This window comes from Microbacterium sp. MRS-1 (genome assembly GCF_000585455.1).
In the GTDB taxonomy this organism is placed as follows: domain Bacteria; phylum Actinomycetota; class Actinomycetes; order Actinomycetales; family Microbacteriaceae; genus Microbacterium; species Microbacterium laevaniformans.
On record NZ_JAUF01000120.1, the window covers coordinates 1 to 1560 of the forward strand.

General features: G+C 67.3%; 1 protein-coding gene. It reads left to right on the top strand.

Annotated elements, in window-relative coordinates; all coding sequences use genetic code 11:
- Positions 1 to 227: 227 nt before the first annotated feature.
- On the top strand, positions 228 to 1454 hold the full coding sequence (locus tag AS96_RS14335) for an IS110 family transposase (protein ID WP_036291233.1): 1227 nt from the start codon (positions 228 to 230) through the stop codon (positions 1452 to 1454).
- The last annotated feature ends 106 nt before the right edge of the window (positions 1455 to 1560 follow it).

A 1560-nucleotide genomic window follows, 5' to 3' on the forward strand; every position in this document is an offset into this window, starting at 1 on the left:
TCACTCGTCAAGATGGGTAGTGGCGGGATCGTCCCGCTGGTTCATCCTCACCGTCGGGAGAGGACCTTGGCAGCGTGACCTTCGAGGTCCAGCGGCAGACCTGTCCCTCCCGGCGGTGGCGGATTCCGACTGGCTAGTGGGAGTCGTGCCCCGACAGCGGGAGCACCTGAGTGAGCGTCCAGAGGGTCCGTCACGAGGCGGGCCTCGTCTTCGAAGGAGAAGCGCTCATGCCAGACCTCAACTTGCCAGCGTGGCCGGTATTCGCCGGCATCGACTGGGGCGGTGAGAACCACCAGCTCTGCGTTGTCGCGCCCGACGGGAAGCGGCTACTTGAGACACGTGTCAGTCACGACGTCGCCGGGCTCCACCAACTCGACCTGCATCTGAACGGCTTCGGGGGGCAGGTCCCGATCGCGATCGAACGCTCCGAAGGTCTCCTCGTCGAGCACCTTCAAGCGACCGGGCATGCGGTGTTCCCCGTGTCTCCGCGGATCTCCGCGAGGGCGCGGGAGCGTTACAAGGTCGCTGCGGTCAAGGACGACCGGTTCGACGCGTTCGTACTCGCCGACACGCTCCGCTTCGACCATGCGCACTGGCGCCCGCTGTCGGTCCCGTCGCCGCTGCTCGCCGAGATCAAGGCACTCACACGCGACCGGGACCGGCTCCTCGAGACGCAGCAGGCGACGGAGAGTCAGTTGCGGATGATCCTCGAGGCCTACCACCCCGCACCCGTTCGGTTGTTCTCGTCCGTCGACCGGCAGATCACGCTGTCGTTCGTAACGGACTATCCGACACCGGCGAACGCGTCCCGGGTGAAGACCACCAGGATGGCAGGGTTCCTTTCCCGACACCACTACACCGGCAGAGTCCCCGCGAAGACCCTCGCGGACCGGATGAGACAGAACCTGCTCTCCGGCTCGCCAGGAACGGTCGCGGGCAAGAGCTTCTCCGCTCTCGCATTCACCCAGGTGCTGCAGCTTCTGAACACGCAGCTCGCCGAGTACGACGACGCAATCGCCGCAGCCACCGCGGAGCACCCGGACGCCCTGCTCTTCGCCAGCTTTCCCGGCATCGGCCCCGTGCTCACTGCGGTGCTGCTCGCCGAGATCGGTGAAGACCGCGCAAGGTTCCCGCAACCGGAAGTGCTCCTCGCCGAAGCCGGCCTCGCCCCGGTCACCCGCTCGTCGGGCAGGTCCCGGTCGGTCAGGTTCCGCTACGCCGCGAACAGCCGCCTCCGAGAAGCAACCATGTGGTGGGCGTTCAACTCCATCAAGATGTCACCCTGGGCGGCCGCCGCGTTCCGCGACGCCCGGGACCAGAAAGGCCAGCGCTACCACCGCGCTCTCCGCGGACTCGCCGCACGCTGGACCCGCATCCTCTGGCGCTGCTGGACCAACCACGAAACCTACGACCCCGCCCGCCACGGCTCAGCCGCACTGATCACCGCCGCCTGACCGCGCGCTTTCGACACCCCCGCCCGACACTCGAGGCCGAGCGGCGCCTTCAGCGCGCCCACGCAAACACACCAAGATCTGCACCCAGTTGACAGTGGGAGTCTGC

What these genes read in the sequence shown, in the direction of transcription:
- AS96_RS14335 (WP_036291233.1), top strand. Translation starts at nt 228, where the DNA reads ATGCCAGACCTCAACTTGCCAGCGTGGCCGGTATTCGCCGGCATCGAC.